Raw genomic sequence first — 20,596 nt, forward strand, 5'->3', positions numbered from 1 at the left:
GCTGTCCTCATGTCCAGCCTGGTTTTTGACAAATAAATTTTATTCGGAATAGCTTTCGACTAATTCATCAATCAAAGAACCGACATAATTGACAGCTATCTCGATGTTTTCCGGATCGGACATATCGATGCCTGCATCCTTAATTAAATCAAGTGGTTTCTTCGTACCACCCGATTTTAAAACATTTAACCAATCGTCAACAGCTGGTTGTCCTTCTTCCCTAATTCGTTTGGCGACAGTTGTAGAAACGGTAAGTCCCGCAGAGTAAGTATATGGATATAAGCCCATATAATAATGCTGCTGGCGCATCCAGGTTAATCCAGCCCCTTCATCAAATGTAACTGTATCACCCCAGAAGGATTCTAAAACATTACGTTTTTCCCTGCATAAAACATCGGCAGTTAATGGTGTTCCGGCTTCAGCAAGTGCATAAACCTTGCGCTGGAACGCTCCTTCTAATAAATGTGTAATAAAGTTATGATAGTATGTTCCTAATAATTGTGTAATAACCCAGCGTTTCATACGCGGATCGTCTTTATTTGTCTTCATTAAATGATCTGCGAGCAGTAACTCATTTAATGTAGAAGGCGCTTCGATAAAGTAAGTCGATGGTCTGGTATTGAATAAACTCTGATATTTACCAGCTAAGTAAAAATGACCTGCATGTCCAAGCTCATGAGCTAAAATAAAAGCATTGCGCATCTTGTCAGCCCAGGTCACAAGAATATATGGATGGGCTCCATAAGGACTGGAACAGAAAGCGCCATTAGCCTTGCCGACGTTTTGAGCACGGTCCACCCAACGGTTTGATAGTGCTTTTTTCATTCCTTTTAAATATTCTGGGCCCATAACATCTAATGCGGTTAAGATTGTTTCCGAAGCATCTTCATAAGACGTGCTCGGGTTAAAAGACGGATCCAGCGGTGCTTTTAAATCACAGAAGCGCAATTCTTCTAAGCCAAGCTTTTCCTTTAATAACTTTGCGTACTTCCGCATATGCGGTGCTAATTTTTCTTGAATGACATCTAATTGATTATGATACATTTCTGTTGTAACCTGCTGCGGAGCTAAAAGCATATCTGTGACAGAATCATATTTTCTTAATTTAGAAAGCTGTACTTGTTTTGTGATTTCTGTCTGATACGTTGCTGCATACGTATTTTTATATTGTTCAAACGTATTTACATATGATGCATATGCGTTTCTTCTCAACACAGTATCCTCAGAATATTCGTAGCTTTCTTCGTATAGTGGTTCACTCATTGGCTGTGTATTTTCCTGTCCATCAACAATTGTTTCAAACTGCATATCGGACTGTTTACTACGCGAAAAGATATTATGCGGTGCGTCTAATACCTCACCTAATGCAGAGAAAGCTTCCTCTAATTCAGGTGAAAGGATATGCTCTTTCTTTTCAAGAATATCAAATAAATATTTACGGTATGTTTCGAGTTCCGGTTCGTCTTTTATAAACTGTTCTATGTCTGAGGAAGTAAGCTTAAGAAGCTCTGATTCAAAGAAGGAAAGCTTCGAACTGATTTCTGCCAGAGCAGCGCCGCTTTTAGCTGCGGCACTCTGATTAGAAGGGTCGCTTCCGTCTGCACTTATTAATAAATTAGCATAAACAGCAACGTGAATAACCTTCTGTTGATAAGCCTCTGTTGTTTTTAAAGCCTTGGACAAAGTCTTTGCACTCTCAGAAAGTCTCCCCTTAAAAGCCGTTATTTGCTCAGCTTCCTGAACGGCTGACTGTAGTGCTTTTTCCCAGCTCTCTTTGTCTGGAAAAAGATCTGTTAAATCCCATGTTTGTTCGACTGGAACATCTTTCCGATATTGTCTGTTTGAATTTGACATATTCATTCCTCCCTAAATACTTGAAATATTGATCCATGTAAAAGAAAATAAAGATACAGCAATACTTTATCAATTAATTCGACTACCTAATTAATTATAGTACAGGAAGAGAAAAAATTATAGGATTTTTTAAATAATTCAAAAGTTAATTTGCAAAATAAAGGCAAAAAAAGAATAGCCATATAACAGGCTATCCAGGAGAAGGATTATAACTTATGGGAAATCATAATTTATCGCAGTCCCAATCAGCGGGGAGGAAGGAACTCCTCACTGATTGAAGTTTCACTTTATTAAACAAGGCGTTAAAAACAGTAATTTATAATAGTCCGATTACTGACAGCTTTAACGTCCCGGATAATCACAATCATCGCAAATATTACCATAACAGTCTGCTTTTTCGTTTACTATTGCGTTCCCGCATTTTGCGCATTTCTTCTTTGGCAGATTTTTAAAAAATTCGATAATTCCAGTCATTTCAATTCCTCCTAAGGTTTTAATTGATTTAAAAACATTGTACTATAACAGTTTATTTGTGTCAATACTGTATTGATACAATTTTATAAAATATAAGGAGAGGTTAGAATGAAATTAACTATAATTGGATTTTGGGGAGGCTATCCCAATAAGGATGGTGCTACATCAAGCTACTTATTAGAAAAAGATAATTATAAACTTATGCTGGATATGGGAAGCGGATCTTTGTCCAAGCTTCAGAAATTCCTTTCTGTATCTGAATTAGATGCAGTGATTTTATCACATTATCATCATGATCACGTAGCAGATATCGGTGTATTACAGTATGCGAAGCTCATTGATTATTATGTTAATAATAATGAAAAGAAATTGAAAATATACGGTCACTTGGAAGATAAAGATGGCTACCTTTCTTTGTCACATCAATATACAGAGGGGGTTCCTTATCATCCGGATGAAGTTTTAAAAGCAGGTCCGTTTGAGATTACATTTTTAAGAACAGAGCATCCGGTTCCATGCTTTGGAATGCGTATTACAGATGGTAAAAAGACAATTGTATACACTGCAGACAGCAGTTATACAGAAGCATGGATTCCATTTGCAAAAGGGGCGGATTTACTGATAACAGACTGCAACTATTTTAAAGGGCAGGATGGAACAAAAGCAGGACACATGAACAGTGAGGAAGCAGCAAGTATTGCACAGTCTGCTGGCGTAAAGCAGTTAGTGCTCAGTCATCTGCCACAATTCGGTGTACTAGAACAGTTGAAAGAAGAAGCGAAACAGATTTATACAGGTGAAATTGTGTTAGCAGGTGAAGGATATGTATGGGAATAGTATCTAGGTAGAAGTTTTGATTTGCAATGGTTTATGCGTTAAAATAGGACTAGCAAAATAAGGGAGGAATTAAGTTGAAATTTATTGATAATAAAGGAATTACTGATCCTCGTATCAATCTGGCTATTGAGGAATATATTCTTGAAAATTTTGGTGAGAAAGATACATATCTATTATTTTATGTAAATAGTCCTTCTATTATTATTGGAAGAAACCAAAATACTATTGAAGAAATTAATACGGACTATGTAGATGAAAAAGGAATTAAAGTTGTCCGGCGTCTTTCCGGAGGCGGAGCTGTTTATCATGATGAACAGAATTTAAATTTCAGTTTTATCACAAAGGATGATGGCGACAGCTTCCAAAACTTTGCTAAATTTACACAGCCTGTTGTTGATGCTTTAAATAATATCGGTGTTCCAGTTGAATTACAGGGAAGAAACGATTTAGCGGTAGAAGGAAGAAAAATCTCGGGTAATGCCATGTTCTCTACACGCGGACGTATGTTCAGCCATGGAACTTTAATGCTGGATTCACAATTAGAAGAATTAACCAAAGCATTAAAGGTGAAGAAAATCAAAATTGAATCTAAAGGAATTAAATCCATCCGCAGCCGTGTAGCGAATATTGCTGAATATCTTGATAATCCGATATCAATGGATGAGTTTAAAGAATTAATTTTGCGATATATCTTTGATGTTGAAGATGTTAAAGATGTTCCACAGTATGTGTTAACTGAGGATGATTGGGAAAAAATTTACGAGATTTCGGAAAAACGTTATCAGCAATGGGATTGGAATTATGGTAAATCACCTTCTTTCAACTATCAGGAGTCTAAGAAATTTCCCGGCGGGCTGGTCGATGTCCGTTTAGATGTAAAAAAAGGAGTTATCGAAAATTGTATTATCTACGGTGATTTCTTTGGTATAGGTAATGTAAAAGAGCTGGAGGATGCTTTAACAGGCACCCGCCATAATCGTGATGCCATTAAAGAAGCACTGGACCAGATTGATGTTTCACATTATCTTGGAAGGATTTCTAAAGAAGAATTTTTAGAACTGCTTTATTAATACATTTTGAGATAGAAAAAACTTCATTCTAAAGGGCGGATTAAAGCCTTGAAAAGAATGGAGTTTTTTTATCAGTAAATAATAGATTGGCAGAAAGAGATTATTTTAGTTGAAACAATATATACTTTAGCTTTACTAATTTCTTTTTATTTTTAAATTAACACAAAAATTCAAAATAAATATATCTTTTTACTTATTTGAGTGCTATAATAATTCTAACCTCACTTATGTCACTGGGTAATTAGGAGGCATACGAAATGAAAATGAGAGAAATAACGCCTTATACCATGGCGGTAATATCTGTTAAAGATGAAAACGGGAAATATGTTTCCAGAGTTTTAGAAGACGAAGTAGAATACGTATTAGAAGGAAAACCGACAAAAGTGATCGAGTATGCATGCGCCTATTTTGGATCTGATTTAAAAGGCAGACAAAATGGTATTAAAAGTATTTCTGGTATCACACATAAAACTCCAATACCGGTTGACCCAAGAAACAGGATGTACTTCTTCCCAACGAAATCCCCATCACATGAAAGCTGTTCCTGGATCTCACATTCCCATATAGATGAAGTGAAAAAAATAGACAGTACATCCACACAAATTCTATTTAAAAATGGAAAAACGATTGATGTAGAGGTTTCTCACGGTATTGTAATCAATCAAATACAGCGGACAGCCCAAATTCGCTTTCTTATCGATGAGCGGAGCACTGCGTTTGACTATAAATAATGCTCTGTATGGTTAAATTTATTATGTTCTGCTTTCCTTCCAAAAGATTCTCACTAACTTAAGATTTCCCCTTACCTAGATAGTGCAAAAAAATCTTTTATAATAAAAACTGCATAAAATAATGTTATTTTCTAAGAATATCATTATGAATACTTCTCTGCTTATTTCTTTCTTGAAGCATGAATAAATATTAAAATAATAAAAAAGTAAACCCTGGTGACAATTTGAGTTTGTTAAGCTTCATTTAATAGAGAAGTTTATACTTTTCAAAAAATCTGCAGTAGCATATAATCATCAATAAGATTGTTGGAATTTTGAGGGAGACTGACCGCATGTACGTAATGAATATTACATTTTCAAATTGGCAGGAATATTTAAAAGAAGAAGGCTGGGAGGAATTTATCCGTCAGCTGCTGGAGCAATATGAAGGGTTGGGACCATTGCCTGGTATTGCATTGCCTTTTTTTGAAGCTTTTTTACCATTCTTGCCGCTCATTGTATTTGTTCTCGGAAATGCAGCCGCCTACGGGTTATTTGAAGGCTTTCTGTACTCCTGGCTTGGTGCAAGTCTTGGTGCTGTCATTGTGTTTCTGGTTATTCGCCGTTTAGGAAATACAAGGCTATTAAAAAAGATTCGCCATAATAAACAGGTGAGCAAAATTACGGCATGGGTGGAAAAACATGGGTTTGGACCTTTGTTCTTATTGCTTTGTTTCCCGTTTTCCCCGTCTTCTGTTATCAATGTCGTGGCAGGTTTGTCCAAAATCAATATCTACCCATTTATATTAGCTGTACTTTTAGGAAAGACAGTAATGATTTTCTCTATTTCCTACGTCGGCTCCAGTATCATGGAATTTGCCCAGAATCCGGTACGGACGATTGTAGTCGGTATAGGTATTGTTATTTTTTGGATGTTCGGTAAGTTTTTAGAGAAAAGGCTTCATAAAAAAGTGGATAAGCATAGTGGATAATACATTACATGATAAAACTCCGCTGGAAAATAAAGTGAACCTTTATCCAGCGGGGCTTTTTTTGACGCATATGTACTTCCTGTCTGTGATAGAAAGGTTAGAATCCTTTGCTTTGGGGTATGATGTAAGTAATAAACTAAAGCGAAGGAAGAATAACAGTGAAAAAATATAATTATTTAAGGGTTTCTATTGTAGCTGTTTTGTTAATCGCTGTGTTTGTAATTGTTCGGGCTTTTTTATTTGAGAACTATGTTGTCAATGGAAAATCCATGGAACCAACACTCTATGACGGAAATTTAATGATGGTAAATACGGTCACAAGTAACATTTCAAATATCCACCGTTTTGATGTTATTGTATTTCATGCAACCGAAGAAAATGATTATGTAAAACGGGTAGTCGGATTACCGGGAGAGACCGTAGAATACAAGGATGATCAGTTATATGTAAATGGTGAGTATATTGCTGAGGATTTTCTGGAGGAAGAAAAAGATAATGCAGAAACGAAGCCATTAACAGAAGATTTTACCCTTCTTGAAATAACGGGTGAGGAGACTGTGCCAGAAGATCAGATTTTTGTATTAGGTGATAACCGCGGAGACAGCTTAGACAGCAGGTCCATTGGCTTTGTCCCTGTGGATGAGGTGGTTGGAAAGGTTGACATTACTTATTGGCCGATAACACAGTTATTTAAGCAGCCTCGTTAATTCAAGTGAACGTTTCAACAGCGGAAATTGCCATCGTTGAATATCCTTATGGACAGAATCTTATCACTGCAGAACAGAAGAAAATATAAAATAATTTTATTAGGAACAGGCTCCCATCTTTGCTAAAATAAAGATAGGAGTTTTTTTCGCACTTAAAAAAGTATAAAACTCAAACTGAAAGTAAGTCATTTTCATCATTTTATGTAAATGTATGTGAAGAAGCTCCTTCGGCAATATTAGAATATCTTTGAAAATATGAATGATAAATGCCCAAGAACTGGTATATTAAATATAATTGACATGGAGTTAACTCTATCTTTTATAGTATGAATAATAAAAGATTGGAGGGAGTATAATGTCAATTATTATTTATTTCTTAATCGGTTTATATGCTGTATTAACAGGAGCAGCAGGAGTAGTGAGATGCATATAAACAGGAAGGAATATAGGTACAGGCCACTTTATTTGTACTGGTATCATTTGCAATGCTCGCAGCTTTGTTTACTCCAGATAAAACAGCCATGTTTATTATTTTAATTCTTGTTTTGTTAATTTATAAATATATTGTTTAGCAGGTGATTAACCATTAAAATTAGGGAAGCTTCTTCATATAAAACGTGTATTGAAGCAAGCAAATTATAAAATAGACTAATTACTGGAAAAATTAAATAGAAGACTATATCCTGGTAACTTCAAGTGAAATAATTGCTGAATAGCCCTCGTCCTTCACCGCTTTTTTTCCTGTTTTTATATACGGTATTATTGTTGTGTTGGCAGGGATTATTTCGCTTTACTGTTATGTTAGATAATTGTATGAAAAATAGAAAAGAAAATTTGTGTTTGAACATTAATAGAATGTGCTCGATATATAAATACATATGTCACTACAAGAGGAGTGTGTGCGATTGACTGTACAATTTATTTTAGGAAGATCCGGTACAGATAAAAGTGAATGGATGATGAATGATATTGAAAATCGTTTGCAAAAAGAGCCAATAGGACCGGCTATTTTTTACATTGTTCCGGATCAAATGACATTTCAATTAGAAACCTCTTTATTTAGCCGGAAGCATTTAAGTGGAAGTATCAGGGCCCAGGTAGCCAGTTTTTCAAGACTTGCATGGCGCGTTTTACAAGAAACAGGAGGAGGGCTACAGCCTTTTATCAGCTCGGTTGGAACACAAATGATGCTTCGGAAAATTATTGCTGAGAAAAATGGAGATTGGATGGCATTTCAAAAAGCAATGAAAAAGCAGGGATTTCTTGATCAGCTGGAATCCGTTATTCGAGAATTTAAAAGATATGAAATTACACCTGACACACTTCGAGCCCAGCAGGATCAATTAAACAAATTTGTCCATCAATCTCCATCGGAAATGGGATTAGCACGAAAACTGGATGATTTCATTTATATTTATGAACAGCTTCTTAAACAGCTGCAGCATTCTTATATGGACAATGAAGACAGATTACAAATATTAAAGGAAAAAATTCCAAAAGCCAGCATGCTTGAGGGAGCACATATCTATATAGATGGCTTTCATCGTTTTACGCCGCAGGAAATATCCGTGATTGGGGAATTAATGAAAAAGTGTGCTGCTGTTCATATCGGTTTGACGTTAGATCCGGCCAATGCAGAAAAGCTGGAGGAGTTAGATATCTTTTATCAGACAAACCTGACCTATCAGCAATTGACAGCTATTGCCGAGGAAACCGGGATTTCGTTCGAACAGTCAGTTTATTTAAATCCGGCAGACGATCAATTTAAAGATCGGACCTATTTTGCCCATCTGGAACAAAATTTCGATGTCCGTCCCTCTCCGGAGTATACAGAAGATGCGCCCATTCAAATAGCTGAAGCGGTTCATCCACGTGCAGAAGTAGAAGGTGTTGCAGAGGAAATTCTTTCGCTGGTAAGAGACGGTGGATATCGCTATCGTGATATTTCTATTTTAATGAGGCAATCAGATGTATATGCTGATTTAATTGAAACAATCTTTGGAGATTATAATATTCCTGTCTTTCTTGATCAGAAACGCTCTATGCTGCATCATCCTTTAATTGAGTTGATCCGTTCGATGCTGGAAGCAATTGAAAATGGCTGGCGCTCGGATGCAATATTCCGTGTTTTAAAAACAGAATTTATACCTGCCAGTGATGAGGAGTTTCCACTAACAAGAGATGCAATTGATCAATTGGAGAATTATACAATAGAGTACGGAATTCGTTATCGGAAGCAGTGGTTAGATGATAAGCCATGGAAATATCAGCGCTTCCGTGGGTTTGACCAGGCTGCGCAGACGAGCTTTGAAAGCAAAATGCAGGAGGAAATCAACAGATACCGGGACCAAATCACAAAAGCGTTAAAGTCTTTTGATGAGAGCTTTCGTACGGCCGCAAGCGTTAAAGAACGCTGTGAAGCTATTTTTATTTGGCTGGAATCACTGGGGGTTCCTGAACAGCTGGAGGAAATGCGCGCTTCCTTTGATGAGCAGGGTATTCCTGAAAAAGGAAGGGAGCAGCAGCAGGTATGGGATGCACTCATACAATTGATGGATGAAATGGTCGAGATTGCCGGTGATGAAGAACTGGATTTGTCTACCTTTAATGTATCGATCAATGCGGGATTTGAAGCATTAGAGTATTCACATGTCCCGCCTACGATGGACCATGTATTAGTGGGAACCATTGACAGATCGCGGATGTCAGGTGTCCGCTGTGCTTTTTTACTTGGTGTAAATGAAGGAGTATGGCCAATGAAGCCGCCGGTAGACGGCATGATTGATGATGAAGAAAGAGAGCTATTGGAGCAAAACGGATTAAAGCTTGCTGAAAACGGAAAAAGACAGCTGCTTGATGATTGGTTTTATATCTATTTATCGTTAACGATTGCCAAGGATAGGTTGATGATTAGTTATCCAATCAGTGATGAAGAGGGAAAAGCGAAAGTTCCTTCTCAAGTAATCAGCAGGATTGAGGATCTTTTTCCGAAATGCCAGGAGCATTTATTATTTCAGGATGTGGAAGATACTGCAGATACACTGAGATTTATTACTACAAAGACAAAAACCAGGGCTGCTCTGACAACGCAATTTGCCAGGCTGCAGCGGGGATATGAGATTAGTGAAGCCTGGTTTGCTGTTTACAACTGGTATGTGAAAAATCAGCCGAAGTATGGGATGACCTACCGAATTTTACAAGGTTTATTTTATAAAAACCAGCCAGAGCAATTGAATAAAGAAACAGCTGAAGAGCTTTATCCAAAACAAATCAAAGCAAGTGTCAGCCGGCTGGAATCCTACTATCGCTGCTCCTATCAGCATTTTGCCCGTTACAGCCTGAATTTACAGGAACGGCAGACTTATAAATTAGACGCTCCTGATATTGGACAACTATTTCATGAGGCGTTACGTTTAATTACAGAGTGGGTTCAAACTGAAAAAACAGATTTCAAACTGCTTACCAGGGAAACATCAGCGAGTTACGCGCACCGGGCAATTCAAAAATTATCACCTGTGCTCCAGCATCAAATTCTGCATAGCTCCAATCGTTATACCTATATTCAGCAGAAGCTGGAAGAAATAATTGCCAGAGCAGCATTTATATTAAGTGAGCAGGCAAGACAGACAGATTTTAGCCCGGTAGGTCTGGAGCTCAGTTTTGGAGAGAAGAACAGTCCGCTGCCGCCGCTTATTTTGCCACTGGAAAATGGCTATGAGCTTCTCTTACGCGGGAGGATTGACCGTGTAGATAAAGCAGAGCTTCATCAGGATTTATATTTGCGGATTATCGACTATAAATCAAGCTCACGTGCTTTGGATCTGCTGGAGGTTTATTATGGCCTCGCCCTGCAAATGTTAACTTATTTAGATGTTGTATTGACACATTCGGAAAAATGGCTCGGTCAGCAGGCGAATCCGGCAGGCGTCCTTTATTTCCATGTGCACAATCCAATGATTAATCTGGATAAAGAAAAAATAGACAGTGATATAGAGGGACAGATTTTTAAGTCTTATAAAATGAGAGGGCTGCTTTTATCTGATGAAGAAATCGCCAGGGCGATGGACGAATCGTTAGAAATGGGGACAAGTAATATTATTCCTGCTGGTCTGAAAAAAGATGGGACATTCAACCATCATTCGAAAATTGCGGATAATGATACCTTTGATAAGCTTAAAAACCATATCCACGTATTGCTTGAAAAGGCAGGGCTGGATATGACATCCGGCGGTGTAGAGATTAATCCGTTTTTGAAGAAGGATACAGCGGCATGTACGTATTGTCCTTTTCATGCAGTTTGTCAATTTGACCCGGCATTGCAGGGAAATAATTATAGAAAAATACCAAATATAAAAGAAAAAGAAATTATTGAGCGGCTAAAAGGAGGGGAAATCCGTGGTTAAATGGACAAAAGAACAGGAACAGGCAATTTATCGAAGCGGTACGGATATCCTTGTAGCCGCAGCAGCGGGCTCTGGAAAAACAGCTGTCCTCGTAGAGCGTATTATTCAGAAACTCTTAAAGGAAGAAGATGCGATTAATATTGATGAATTACTCGTTGTTACCTTTACGAACGCAGCAGCACAGGAAATGCGGGCGAGAGTCGGAGCAGCACTGGAGAAGTCATTGGCTGAAAAACCGGGATCTCTTCATTTAAAAAAACAGCTTTCTTTATTACAGAGAGCGTCTATTTCAACGCTGCATTCCTTTTGCTTAGATATTGTACGGAAAAATGCATATATGATTGATTTAGATCCTTCTTTCCGCATTGCCGATGATGTAGAAATGGATATGATAAAGCGGGAGGTTTTGGATGATCTGCTGGAAGGCTGGTATGATGATTCGAATCAGGAGCAGGAACAATTTTTTGAAGTAGTAAACCGTTTTTCGAATGATAGAAGTGATCGGGATGTGGAAGAATTAATCCTGAAAACAGCAAATTTTGCAGTTCAACATCCGTCACCAAAAAAGTGGCTGCACCAGCTGACAGCAAATTACGAAATAGAGGAAAACTGGACAGAAGAAACCATTCCCTGGCTCCAGGAAGTCAAGGAAGAGATTACCAACCAATTGAAAGCAATGAAGCAAGAGAACGCTTTAGCTATTGCTGTGGCAAGAGAGCCTGATGGGCCATATCATTATTTGGATGCGTTGGAAAAAGACACCGCGGTGCTGGAAGCTGCGGCGGGAAAATTATCAAAATGGGATGAATTACACCAATTTGTTCATGATACGAAGTTTGCGGCTTTATCAAGAAAAAAAATAGAGGATAATCCAGAGAAACGGGAACAGGTGAAGGCTTTCCGAAAAAAAGTCAAAGACAGATGGGACAAAATGAAGGAAAAATGGTTTGTCCGCAATCTGGCTGCCCACATTCAGGATATGCAGGGCATGGCTCCTGTTTTAAAACAGATGACCTCTATGGTAGAAAACTATATGGATAAGTTTCAGCATCGTAAAAAGGAACAGGCTATTGTTGATTTTAACGATTTAGAGCATTATTGCCTGGAGATTTTAATGGAGACAGATGAAGAAGGTGCTCTAATCGGTGCTTCCTCCATTGCTATGCAGCTGCAAAAGCAGTTTAAAGAGGTTCTCGTTGATGAGTATCAGGATACAAACCTTGTGCAGGAAAGTATTCTTCAGTTAGTCCGTAATCCTGAGGATAATGGAAATATGTTTATGGTTGGTGATGTGAAACAGAGTATTTATGGATTTCGACACGCAGAGCCTTCCCTGTTTATTGAGAAATATAAAAAGTTTGCAGCAACCAATTATCCTGCCGAACGAATTGATTTGAACCGGAATTTCCGAAGCCGGAACGAGGTGCTGGTTGGCGCTAACTATTTATTCCGTCAGCTTTTTGATGAAGAGGTCGGTGATATTGAATACGACCAGGATGCCGAGCTTATTTACGGTAATCGTGTGTATGATGAATTTCCACTTCATTCTAATCCGGAATTGCTGATGATTGATACTCCTCAAGGACAGAAGTCTGGAGAAGCGGAAGAGACAGGAGAAGATTTAGAAAAAGCACAAATTGAAGCACGGGCCTATGCTAAAAAAATCCGGGAATGGATTGGCACTGAAGGTACAGATACACCTATGCAAGTAGTAGATAAGGGAGCTGGCCAGCATAGAAATTTGATGTATCGTGATATTGTAATCTTAATGCGTTCCATGACGTGGACACCTATTATTATGGATGAGCTGAAAAAACAAGGCATTCCCGTTTATGCAGAATTAACATCAGGCTACTTTGAAGCGATTGAAATTCGGGTCATGATCAGTTTATTAAAGATAATTGATAATCCGCGTCAGGATATTCCGCTGGCCGCTGTATTGCGTTCGCCCGTTGTCGGTTTGCAAGAAAATGATTTAGCAGCAATTCGATTAGCAAATCGCCATGGGAATTTTTATGATGCTCTTATAGCATATTTGGAAAAAGAAGAGAATCAGGTTACAGTACAATTAAAAGAATTCCGGGAGTTGTTGGATACATTAAGACAATCTGCGCAGCAAGGAGCGTTGTCAGAATTAATATGGCAAATATACCGGGAGACCGGCTATTATGATTTTGTTGGAGGCATCCCCGGCGGTAAACAGCGCCAGGCAAACTTACGGGCTTTATATGACAGGGCAAGAAGCTATGAAGAGACCTCTTTTCGAGGTTTATATCGTTTCCTGCGCTTTATTGAAAGAATGGAAGAAGAGCAGAAGGATTTGGGTGCTGCACGTGCCCTTAGTGAACAGGAAGATGTTGTCCGGATAATGACGATTCATAAAAGTAAAGGTTTGGAATTTCCTGTTGTGATACTCGGAGGTATGGATAAAGAATTTAATATGATGGATTTAAACGAGAAATATCTGCTTCATAAAGATCTGGGATTTGCCAGTAAATTTATTGATCCTGATAAACGGATTCAATATTCAACTTTATTTTATCATGCGTTGAGAGAAAAAATCAGAAGAGAACAGCTGTCGGAAGAAATCCGCTTATTATATGTAGCCTTAACACGTGCAGAAGAGAAGTTGTTTATGGTAGGAACAGTCAATTCTGCAGAGAAGCGGAAAGCATCATGGTCATGGATTGCTCATCATGCAGACTGGGTGTTACCGGCGTATTTTCGGGTTGGAGCAAAGAATTATCTGGATTGGGTCGGACCTGCATTGATCCGTCATCCGCAAGCAGAAATTTTGAGAAAAGAGGAGATAGGAACCAGCGTTTTATCTGAAATCACACAGGACTCATCAAAGTGGGATGTACAAATTCATCCGAGTCAGGATCTTATTTTCCTTGAAAATACGCTACAGCAAAAACAAGATGCATTAAAAAATCAAATCAGAAATTGGGACCGGCTTGAACAGGATTATAAAGACCTGGATAGTTGGGTCGATAGACGACTTTCCTATCAATATCCATATCAACAGGCTGTACACTCCCGTGCAAAGCAATCTGTAACAGAATTAAAACGTCAGCAGGAGCAGAAAGATGCATACAGTGATGAGAGAATGATTCCTCAATCTGCGATACGTCCGATTACAAACAGACCGAGATTTATGCAGGCTGAAAAAAAATTAACTGCGGCTGAGAAGGGAACTGCACTGCATACAGTGATGCAGCATCTTCCTTTGAAGGATAAACTATCCGAAGAGGAAGTGAAGGAGTTTATTGAGAAACTGGTTCAAGAGGAGAAAATGTCAGCTCCCGAAGCGGAAAGTGTTTCCGCTTCAGCTATTGTAGATTTTTTAGAATCAACGATCGCCCAGAAAATTTTTGTGGAGAATAGAGTATATAAAGAAGTGCCATTCAGTTTGATGCTGCCAGCGGAAAAAGTATATCCAGACTGGAAGGATCCCGTGAAAGAAAAGGTATTAATCCAAGGGGTTATCGATTGTATTATTCCTCAGAAAGAGGGCTGTATTATTCTTGATTACAAAACAGATATGATAACAGAAGATGTTACGGAAAAATTAGAGGAGCAGCTGAGAAAACGGTATAAAACACAGCTGGAGCTTTACCGGTATGCAATTGAAGAAATCTGGAAACAGCCTGTTAAGGAAACATACCTTTATTTCTTTTCTAAAAAGCTTCTTATCAAAGGAGAATAATAGTGCAACCTTATCAAGTGAATAAACGTTTAGAATGGATAGATGCTGCAAGAGGCTTTGCAATTTTAGGTATATTCATGGTTAATATAGGATCATTTTCTGCTCCTTATTTTCTCTATGGAGGAGCAGAAGATGCCTGGACTGCTGGAATTGATCAATTTAGTCTGGCTTTTATTGATATCTTCTTTCAAGCCAGTTTTTACACTTTGTTCTCTATTCTCTTTGGCTTTGGGATTCAAATTCAAAAGGATAGCCTGGATAAAAAGAAAATCTCACCATATGCTTTTTTCGGAAGAAGACTGGGAACATTAATTGTTTTTGGAATCATCCATGCTTTTGCGGTTTGGAATGGAGATATTCTCTTAACCTATGGAACGATGGGATTTTTACTGCTGTTATTCTTAAATAGCAGAGATAAGACCCTGGCAGGCTGGGGGATTGGTCTATTAGGATTTTCAACAATTGCATTTACAGGTCTGCAGTATTTAGCAAGGGATTTTATTGTTCTGGGTAATACATCCGAAATAGAGCAGGCTTTTCAAAGCTATCGCTCCAATGATTTATCTATTATTCTGGCGCAAAATTTTCAAGATTGGCAGCTGTCGAATGGACTTTTAGGCTTTATTATATACCCATTCATTATTCTCCCTTTATTTTTATTTGGGATGTATCTGGCAAGAAAGAGATGGCTTCATGATCCACTCTCCTACAGGAGTATATTGAAAAAGATTTGGGCTTTCTCATTGGTTGTATTTATTCTGTTTAAAATCGGACCTTATCTATTTGGTAACCCGCTCTGGTTTGCTCTTGTGCAGGATAACATCGGAGGGACAGCATCCGCAGTCTTCTATCTGACCACCATTACGTTATTGTGGCAACAGGATATCCCACGAAAAATACTTCGTGTACTGACACCGATTGGCAAAATGGCATTGTCCAATTATTTGCTCCAATCAGTTATTTCCTTTTGTCTTTTCTACGGTGCCGGTTTCGGACTTTATGGAGAAATTCGTCCTGTTCAGCAAATTTTGATTGTCCTTGTTATTTTCTGCCTGCAAATTATCGGCAGTACGATTTGGCTTCGTTATTTTCAGTTTGGACCTGTCGAGTGGTTATGGAGATGTATCACATATAAAAAAATGCAGCCGTTTAGACGTTAATCATGGCGATTTGTTGACAAAGGGACATTAAAATGTCATCTTAGGGAAGAAAATGGTATTATAGAGGATGTTCAAAAAGTCCCCAAATGATAAGCTGCGAATCTCTGCGTTGACGTATCTTTTCCGATGGGGCTGGGACTGCGATTACTCGTCCCACCGAAAACATTTGCGATTACTCGCCCCACCAAAAGCGTTACTCACGTATTTAAAAGCATAGAGGAACTTCTGCTAAGTACGTCCACGTCCTGTGGACAACACAGAAGTCATCACATCCTGTGAAAGGCCGTTCGTAAAAGTTACGTCGCCTTGACCTTATTGCTTCTAATTTGACTACTTTTTGAACAAGCACTTATAGTAAACGGATTATTAGTCATTTTTGTTAAATGTGGAAGATGATTATTACATGTACTTATAAAAATGAAGGAGGAAACTTAAATGGGAGGAACACATCTGCATATTACTGCGTGGGTACTAGGACTGATTCTCTTTATTATTGCATTAGTCTTGTACAAAAAAAGCAGTAATAAGCCTGCAACGATTGTTCATATGATTTTACGTCTTGTGTATTTATTTATCATCATCACGGGAGGATTATTAACCTGGGATTATATTCAAGGCTATTCCATGCCGATACTTGGTGAAGTAATTGTAAAAGCACTTGCCGGTCTTTGGATTGTAGTAATGATGGAAATGATATTAGTTGCCGCAAAAAAGGGCAAATCAGCAACAGGCAAATGGATTCAATTCCTTATTGCACTGATTATTGTCATTATTTTAGGATTCTTCCGCTTGCCAATGGGCTTTTATTTCTAAAATAAGTAAAACAATAACTTCCTGTTGAACAGGATAAAATAAAGTGCCTTGGTCAGCTGGCTGAGGTACTTTATTTATTTGCAAAGATAATTGTGAACGCTTTTTTACATCATTTTAATCAAGGTATGATTTTTTAAGAAAATAAGTGATAATAGAGAATAGGGTAGAATGAAAATTACAGTTTTATTATCATTGGGGGAAAATCTATGATCAAAAAAATAAGTATTGGACTTGCTGCTATCATAAGTATGTTCATTATACAAGAGCCTGCTCATGCACAGGATGAAGATATACATAATGAAGTATTTTATCAAATATTGGTTGACCGGTTTAATAATGGAGACGCTAAAATCCAGGGAGAAATAGATATTGATGATCCTCATAACTATCATGGTGGTGATTTTCAGGGAATCATAAATAAATTAGATGACCTGCAGGATATTGGAATTACTACGATTTCTCTGTCACCAATTATGGATAATAAAGAAAAAGGCTATCATGGGTTTTGGATTACTGATTTTTATCAAGTAAATCCACAATTTGGAACAATGGAAGATTTTGAGCGTCTTGTATCAGAAGTGCATCAGCGTGATATGAAAATAGTTATTGATTTCGTGTTTAACTATGCTGCAGATACAAATCCTTTGACGAATGACCCGGATAAAGAAGATTGGTGGCTGGGAACACCTGCTTCAGATGATGAAAGATTATCAGAAACGGTTCAATTAGACTTAACGGATCCTGACGCTGCAGATTATATGTTAGATGCTGCTATATATTGGGAGTCAGAAACGGATATTGATGGATTTAAGCTGCCTAATGTTGATCTTGCACCAGAAGCGTTTATCAAAGATTTGACTGCGGCTTTAAAAGAAAATCGTCCTGATTTTTATCTTATTGGTGATATAACAGAAGCAACTATGGATGAAGCAGTGGATTTATTAGAAAATACATCGCTGGATATTATTAATTATCCGGAGTTAAATCAAGAATTAAGTGAAACATTTGCAAAAAGTGACAATGATGTTTCTGCGATTTATGATATCTGGAAAGAACAGGGATTAACCGATTTTTATAAACAGATAGACGGCTTCGGTCAGGAACGTTTTACAAATATTTTTTCAGAAAATCAACGTAATGCAGTAACTGCTTGGACGCTGGCATTAACATATATGTATACAACACCGGGTGCAACGATGATTACTCAAGGGACAGAGCTTCCAATGTATGGCGGGGATGCTGAGGAATCACAGCGGCTCGTTCCATTTAACAGTGGAGATGAGGATTTAAAGGAATTTCATAAACGTATTGCTTCCCTGCATAATGAATTTCCTGCATTAAGGTTTGGTGATTTTGAATATGTCGGGTCTGAAGCATCGATGTTGGTGTTCCGTCGTAGCTATCAAGATGAGATAATGTATGCTGCTATTAATAATGGCAGTGAGTCAGCATATATAGATGTAGATAATATAGAATCTGGTATGCAATTAAAAGGTATCTTAGAGGATAATTTAGTACGTGAAAACAAAGAGGGCAATTACCGGATTGGAATACCAAGAGAATCCGTAGAAGTATATATCTTAGAAGAAGATAAAGGCTTTAATTGGCTGTTTATCGGTTTTATTGTTTCCGTTCTCGCATTGTTTGTTATTGCAGTTATACTGTTAAAAAGAAAACAAAAAATAAGAGAACATCAAGAAAGTTGAAAATAAAAACACAGAAAATTTTTTGGTACGGGTACAATTGTCTGGTAGCAGCTTGGGGAAATGCATCAGTTACTAAAAATAAGTCCTTCCTTTTAGGGCTTATTTTTTTACGTGTAAAAATAGTCCTGTTAATACGAATTTATATCAGATAAAGTAAACAAAGGTTAATTTAGTTTGAAATAATTTTATCCATTTATTTCATGTTTACAACTTTATCTGTTTTGATATAATAAGAACAAATGTTCAGAACAAAAGTTCTTATCGAGGGGTGGTTAAAATGATTGGTTTCTTAACAAGTGCGATGGAGAAAAAAGAAAAGGTAATGATCTATTATATAGACTCTAAAGGAAAGATCAGCCAACGAATAATAAGAGTAGTCGACATAGATAACACCAAAATTTTGGCTTACTGCTATTATCGTAAACAAGTGAGAAGTTTTAAAATAGACAGCATACTGTCTTTTGGGCAGTTGAAAAGGAGTGTCGGAGCATGAACTTATATGTACAACAAGAAATTGGTTTTCAGTTGATGATGGCCCATAAAGATAATCTACTAATTAAAATTGAGTATCATAAGGATAATAATTTCTATATGGAGCAGGGATATATTGATAGCATCAATTATGAAGACAGGTACATAAAAATAGTTAATAAGTTTGGCCGTGTTAATTTTACTAAAATAAATTTAGAAAATATTGTTAAGGTTTTTCTCTTATAAAAAAAGAAGAAAGCCCTTTCTTTAAATGTCTGCTCTCGTATTATTCTTTTACAAATCAATACTGTATGATATGTTTTTTATGATTTATCTTTATGGAAGAACCCTTATATACCAATTCATATAGTCTATTTGTACAATGAATTTTATTTGTGTGACATTTTTCCTGATTATATAGTATAATAAAATTGAAATATGGTAAGAGATATAATTTACTTAAAGGAGGTGCGGAGCATGGAGAAAGGTCTTCTGAAGAGAAAAATTTATCTATTATGCAGAATAGCAGTGATTATTATTATTGCGGCATTTATTGTTAAAAATTTCCTTCTGGCACCTTCTGTTGTCTGGGGAGAATCCATGCAGCCTACTTTCTCGGATCAAGATAAGATTATTGTAAATAAAGTTGCATCCATTGACCGGTTTGATGTGATCGTATTTCATGCTCCTGACTCTGATAATTACTATGTAAAGCGTGTGATTGGCATACCAGGTGATCAGATTGAATATATAAATAATGTTTTATACTTAAATGGAGAACCGGTAGATGAGCCATACCTGCTGAATGAAAACAGTCCTGCAAAACGCGCCTTTCAAACCGGAAACTTTACTTTAGAAGAGTTAACAGGTTACTCAACTGTCCCTGAAAACACCTATTTTGTTTTGGGGGATAATCGTGGAAACAGCAATGACAGCCGCTTCTTTGGATTTTTAAATGAACAGGCAATTATTGGTGAAGTTACATTCCGGATTTATCCATTCAGTAATATTGGCAGACCTAAATAAAACCGTATGTAGAAGGATACCTTTACATGCGGTTTTTAATATTTAAAAGGAATTTTATGTTGTACGCTTTTACTTCGGGCTTACGCCATTCAAAATAAAAAAAGAAGTCACACTAGAATACCGTCTTTTATATACATCTGTATATGAAGGCGATCTTTTTATTTTTCGAGATATTCCATGCTATTAATAAAATCACTGGAAAGTTTGACATTTTGTCAACGCTGCTCGTATATTAGAGAGTAACAGAAGAAAACATTTGAATGATAGAAAGGTCTGGATAGTTAATGAATCATAGAATTGGAGATTTCATCAAAGAGAAATTAGAGGAAAAACAAATTTCAATGCGGGCATTAAGTAAAAAAACAAATATTAATATATCTATTGTATCACGCATTATTAACCACAAACGCAAGCTGACAAATCAGCATTTAATGGAAATCTCAACTTTGGATATACCTTTTGAAGAATTGCTTCAGAAAAATGGGCTTCCGGTAAAACAAAGGAGAAAAGTACAAATGATGCACAGGATTATACTGCAATGATTAAATACTTTTTAAAGCATTCAGGTGATCAATACGATTCTTTTTCTATGAAAAAATAGATGAGAAATTATATGAATATGAGCAGGATGCTGAAACAGAAAAAAGACAGCGCCTTATAATTG

At 37.1% G+C, this 20,596-nt stretch carries 16 protein-coding genes; 14 read left to right on the top strand and 2 right to left on the bottom strand.

What is annotated here, in order from left to right:
- Positions 1–39: 39 nt before the first annotated feature.
- Both pepF and yhfH read right to left on the bottom strand, forming a co-directional pair.
- Positions 40–1,860 carry an oligoendopeptidase F gene (pepF, locus tag MHH51_RS10440; protein WP_339285962.1) on the bottom strand — a complete coding sequence of 607 codons (1,821 nt, stop codon included), beginning with the start codon at positions 1,858–1,860 and terminating at the stop codon, positions 40–42.
- A 336-nt stretch (positions 1,861–2,196) separates the two neighbouring features.
- Positions 2,197–2,328 carry a protein YhfH gene (gene yhfH, locus MHH51_RS10445; protein WP_077603296.1) on the bottom strand — a complete coding sequence of 44 codons (132 nt, stop codon included), beginning with the start codon at positions 2,326–2,328 and terminating at the stop codon, positions 2,197–2,199.
- Positions 2,329–2,436: 108 nt separating this feature from the next.
- Here yhfH and MHH51_RS10450 point away from each other — a divergent pair, with 108 nt between their 5' ends.
- The 14 genes from MHH51_RS10450 to MHH51_RS10515 all read left to right on the top strand — a co-directional run bounded on the left by MHH51_RS10450 (position 2,437) and on the right by MHH51_RS10515 (position 20,474).
- The gene (locus tag MHH51_RS10450) at positions 2,437–3,165 is read left to right on the top strand and encodes an MBL fold metallo-hydrolase (protein WP_147208104.1); all 729 of its coding nucleotides are present in this window, start codon (positions 2,437–2,439) and stop codon (positions 3,163–3,165) included.
- A 74-nt stretch (positions 3,166–3,239) separates the two neighbouring features.
- The gene (locus MHH51_RS10455; protein ID WP_156985447.1) at positions 3,240–4,235 is read left to right on the top strand and encodes a lipoate--protein ligase; all 996 of its coding nucleotides are present in this window, start codon (positions 3,240–3,242) and stop codon (positions 4,233–4,235) included.
- A 257-nt stretch (positions 4,236–4,492) separates the two neighbouring features.
- Positions 4,493–4,966, top strand: a complete 474-nt coding sequence (locus tag MHH51_RS10460) for a competence protein ComK (RefSeq protein ID WP_147208100.1) — start codon at positions 4,493–4,495, stop codon at positions 4,964–4,966.
- Between the two features lie 332 nt (positions 4,967–5,298).
- The gene (locus MHH51_RS10465) at positions 5,299–5,937 is read left to right on the top strand and encodes a TVP38/TMEM64 family protein (protein WP_147208098.1); all 639 of its coding nucleotides are present in this window, start codon (positions 5,299–5,301) and stop codon (positions 5,935–5,937) included.
- 158 nt (positions 5,938–6,095) lie between these two features.
- Positions 6,096–6,644, top strand: a complete 549-nt coding sequence (lepB, locus tag MHH51_RS10470) for a signal peptidase I (RefSeq protein ID WP_339285965.1) — start codon at positions 6,096–6,098, stop codon at positions 6,642–6,644.
- A gap of 905 nt (positions 6,645–7,549) precedes the next feature.
- Positions 7,550–11,047 (top strand): helicase-exonuclease AddAB subunit AddB, encoded by a 3,498-nt coding sequence (gene addB / locus MHH51_RS10475; RefSeq protein WP_339285967.1) that lies wholly within the window; start codon positions 7,550–7,552, stop codon positions 11,045–11,047.
- Positions 11,040–14,756: a helicase-exonuclease AddAB subunit AddA gene (gene addA / locus MHH51_RS10480; RefSeq protein WP_339285968.1), complete on the top strand. Its 3,717-nt coding sequence runs from the start codon at positions 11,040–11,042 to the stop codon at positions 14,754–14,756. Before addB ends, addA begins: the two co-directional genes overlap by 8 nt.
- Positions 14,757–14,758: 2 nt before the next feature.
- Entirely contained in the window at positions 14,759–15,916 is a 1,158-nt protein-coding gene (locus MHH51_RS10485; protein ID WP_307725828.1) for a DUF418 domain-containing protein, read from the top strand.
- A 435-nt stretch (positions 15,917–16,351) separates the two neighbouring features.
- Complete coding sequence (locus tag MHH51_RS10490) at positions 16,352–16,729, top strand: YisL family protein (protein ID WP_339285971.1); 378 nt, start codon at positions 16,352–16,354, stop codon at positions 16,727–16,729.
- Between the two features lie 206 nt (positions 16,730–16,935).
- Entirely contained in the window at positions 16,936–18,435 is a 1,500-nt protein-coding gene (locus MHH51_RS10495; RefSeq protein WP_339285973.1) for an alpha-amylase family glycosyl hydrolase, read from the top strand.
- Positions 18,436–18,712: 277 nt separating this feature from the next.
- Positions 18,713–18,928 (top strand): hypothetical protein, encoded by a 216-nt coding sequence (locus MHH51_RS10500; RefSeq protein WP_147208084.1) that lies wholly within the window; start codon positions 18,713–18,715, stop codon positions 18,926–18,928.
- A complete protein-coding gene (locus MHH51_RS10505; protein ID WP_339285975.1) occupies positions 18,925–19,152 on the top strand; it encodes a YolD-like family protein in 228 nt (75 codons plus the stop codon). Before MHH51_RS10500 ends, MHH51_RS10505 begins: the two co-directional genes overlap by 4 nt.
- Before the next feature lie 231 nt (positions 19,153–19,383).
- Positions 19,384–19,932 carry a signal peptidase I gene (gene lepB, locus MHH51_RS10510; RefSeq protein WP_339285977.1) on the top strand — a complete coding sequence of 183 codons (549 nt, stop codon included), beginning with the start codon at positions 19,384–19,386 and terminating at the stop codon, positions 19,930–19,932.
- A gap of 284 nt (positions 19,933–20,216) precedes the next feature.
- Positions 20,217–20,474 (top strand): helix-turn-helix transcriptional regulator, encoded by a 258-nt coding sequence (locus MHH51_RS10515; protein ID WP_339285979.1) that lies wholly within the window; start codon positions 20,217–20,219, stop codon positions 20,472–20,474.
- The last annotated feature ends 122 nt before the right edge of the window (positions 20,475–20,596 follow it).

Origin of the sequence: Oceanobacillus sp. FSL K6-3682 (assembly GCF_037976165.1) — a bacterium.
Taxonomy (GTDB): domain Bacteria; phylum Bacillota; class Bacilli; order Bacillales; family Amphibacillaceae; genus Oceanobacillus; species Oceanobacillus sojae.

What these genes read in the sequence shown, in the direction of transcription:
- pepF (WP_339285962.1), bottom strand. Translation starts at nt 1,860, where the DNA reads ATGAATATGTCAAATTCAAACAGACAATATCGGAAAGATGTTCCAGTC.
- yhfH (WP_077603296.1), bottom strand. Translation starts at nt 2,328, where the DNA reads ATGACTGGAATTATCGAATTTTTTAAAAATCTGCCAAAGAAGAAATGC.
- MHH51_RS10450 (WP_147208104.1), top strand. Translation starts at nt 2,437, where the DNA reads ATGAAATTAACTATAATTGGATTTTGGGGAGGCTATCCCAATAAGGAT.
- MHH51_RS10460 (WP_147208100.1), top strand. Translation starts at nt 4,493, where the DNA reads ATGAAAATGAGAGAAATAACGCCTTATACCATGGCGGTAATATCTGTT.
- MHH51_RS10465 (WP_147208098.1), top strand. Translation starts at nt 5,299, where the DNA reads ATGTACGTAATGAATATTACATTTTCAAATTGGCAGGAATATTTAAAA.
- MHH51_RS10490 (WP_339285971.1), top strand. Translation starts at nt 16,352, where the DNA reads ATGGGAGGAACACATCTGCATATTACTGCGTGGGTACTAGGACTGATT.
- MHH51_RS10495 (WP_339285973.1), top strand. Translation starts at nt 16,936, where the DNA reads ATGATCAAAAAAATAAGTATTGGACTTGCTGCTATCATAAGTATGTTC.
- MHH51_RS10500 (WP_147208084.1), top strand. Translation starts at nt 18,713, where the DNA reads ATGATTGGTTTCTTAACAAGTGCGATGGAGAAAAAAGAAAAGGTAATG.
- MHH51_RS10505 (WP_339285975.1), top strand. Translation starts at nt 18,925, where the DNA reads ATGAACTTATATGTACAACAAGAAATTGGTTTTCAGTTGATGATGGCC.
- lepB (WP_339285977.1), top strand. Translation starts at nt 19,384, where the DNA reads ATGGAGAAAGGTCTTCTGAAGAGAAAAATTTATCTATTATGCAGAATA.
- MHH51_RS10515 (WP_339285979.1), top strand. Translation starts at nt 20,217, where the DNA reads ATGAATCATAGAATTGGAGATTTCATCAAAGAGAAATTAGAGGAAAAA.